A 2588-nucleotide genomic window follows, 5' to 3' on the forward strand; every position below is an offset into this window, starting at 1 on the left:
ATTTGAAAGAGTTAAGTACTTTGGCATTTTTTAGTTCCTTATCGTTTATTTTAGTTTCGTCAAAACCTAATAAACTATATTTGGAACTCTCTTTCAACTATTTAAAACTTTCAGAATACAATCTAGCTATGCTGTTGGCTATCAAGGAGGTGCACAATTTTTTAGATCACTAAACAAAAGTACTATTTTGTTATTAACTTCCTCAACTATAACATGCTTACTAGGGTTAATATGTGTATTAGCTTTTGCTTGGATATTTCAGTTAGATAAAGGTACGGCAGCTGGACTAGGTGCAGGAGGACTAACTCAATCAGCCATGATAGGCTCAGCAAATAATGCAATAGCTGCAATAAGCTCACTACCAGAATCAATTATTCATACAATGCAGCTAACGTCGCTGTTGGATATGCCGTATGCTATATTTTTGGATCTTTTGGGTCAATTATTCTATTAGCTACAATCTTCCCTCTTATAGTGAAATGGGATATCAGAAAAGAAGCTATTAAACTAGCGATCGAACAATCAGATGGCAGCTTGGATTTAGAAGCTGGTCAATTCTCTGCTTTTAGCGAATACACTACTCGAGCATATAGAATTAATCACAACTCAGAACTACTAAATAGATCAGTTGTAGAAATATATAAAGCATATGAGTATAAAGTCGTGATAGAAAATATCATTCGCGATAATCAACTACTAACTATAACCCCTGAAACCACCCTAAATACTAATGATATCGTAGCCATAACCTTCTACGAAGATTTAGACATACAATCTATCATTTCAAATGATGATGAAATTACCAAACCTCAGCAATTCAATTTCATTGAAGAAAAAAGATCTTTGATCTTAACAAACAAGAATCTTTTCAATAAAAACTATCCAAGAAATCAAAACTATAATTCAAAACAAAAATTACTACGGAGGCTTTTTACAAAAAATTATTCGTTCTGATCAGAAGCTTCCTATTTCTGACAATCTAAAACTAAGAAGAGGCGATGAAATTATCCTAGTAGGCAAACCAGAAGATCTTGACAAAATTAGCGACAAGATAGAGACTTATATTTCTGAAGCTCCGATTACTGATTTTATTTTCTTTGGTTTAGGAATGGTTTTAGGCTATATTTTGGGTCTAATAAGTTTCAATATCTTTGGTATTTCAATAACTTTAGGCGCCGGTGTTGGTTGCTTACTATCAGGCTTGATTTTTGGTTGGATCAGATCAGTGAAGCCTCAATTTAGCAATCTACCATTAGGGGCTTCTAATTTTATCAGAGACTTAGGTTTAGCAATATTTGTAGCTAGTGTTGGAATTACTGCTGGACCTTAAGCCATAATCGCCATCAAGGAGCACGGACTTACACTGTTTTTCTTGGGTATTGGTGTAACTATCATACCTCAAGTAATTTCTTTTTATATATCGCACTATCTACTTAAAATCAAAAATCCTATTGTATTATTAGCAACTATTGCTGGTGGTAGAAGCGCAAATCCTGGTTTTGCAGCTCTATTAGAACGAGCAGGCAACGCTACCCCTGTACATCATCTTATGCTTTAGCAAATATATGGCTGACACTATGGGGTCCTATTATAGTTGCATTAGTCACAATCATACCTAATTAAAAGGATATTTTTATGAGTCAACAAGATTTAAGTCCATTTGAATTTAAAGATGAATTAATAAAATTAGCAACAAGTAAAGCCGATAGATTAATGTTGAATGCTGGTCGTGGTAATCCTAATTTTTTGGCAACCGTTCCAAGACATGCTTTCTTATGTCTTGGAGACTTTGCACTCAAAGAATCTGAAAGATCTTATTCCTATCTTGATAACATCTTTGGTGGCCTACCTGAAAAAAAAGGTATGTTAGAAAGATTTGATTTCTACTGTATGGCTAACGATAAGCTAGATGGAATTAGTTTTCTTAAAGCTGCAATCTCTTTTGTTGATGATCACTTAGGCATTAATAAAGAAGACTTTTTATATGAAATGACTAATGCATATCTCGGATGTAACTACCCTTCGCCACCAAGGATGCTTTCTATCACTGAAAAAATTGTAATGCACTACCTACGCGAAGAGCTCTATAAAAATACAGATATTCCACTAGAGTTTGATATTTTTGCGACAGAAGGTGGCACTGCTGCCATGACATACACTTTTCAATCCGCGAAAATAAATAGATTGCTTAATACTAGTGATAAAATAGCAATGATTAGCCCTATTTTTTCACCATATCTAGAAATTCCAGAACTTCCAGAATATAACAATACTATAGTTCACATCTATACTGATGAACAAGCAGACTGGCAAGTTACTGACAAAGAGCTAGAAAAACTATTAGACCCTACTATCAAAATCCTTTGCTTAGTAAATCCAAGCAATCCTCCATCTGTCAAAATTAGTGACGCTGTTCTAGAAAAAATAGCGAATATCATCGAAGATCATCGATCTGATTTAAGAGTTATTGTCAAATCTAGTGTATGGGAATTAAGCGGCATAATTTTTATCCTGTTTTATTTTGTCAACTTCATGCTCAGAAATGCCATCAATAAAAGTTACATTATTTAGCATTTCATTAATTCTCT

General features: G+C 33.8%; 2 pseudogenes. Both read left to right on the forward strand.

Annotated elements, in window-relative coordinates:
* Nucleotides 1-127 precede the first annotated feature (127 nt).
* A pseudogene (aspT, locus tag F8C69_RS09875) lies at nucleotides 128-1623 on the forward strand (aspartate-alanine antiporter); the annotation flags it as partial.
* 12 nt (nucleotides 1624-1635) lie between these two features.
* A pseudogene (locus F8C69_RS09880) lies at nucleotides 1636-2469 on the forward strand (bifunctional aspartate transaminase/aspartate 4-decarboxylase); the annotation flags it as partial.
* Nucleotides 2470-2588 lie beyond the last annotated feature (119 nt).

The organism is Francisella noatunensis subsp. noatunensis (genome assembly GCF_009823375.1).
Lineage (GTDB): Bacteria > Pseudomonadota > Gammaproteobacteria > Francisellales > Francisellaceae > Francisella > Francisella noatunensis.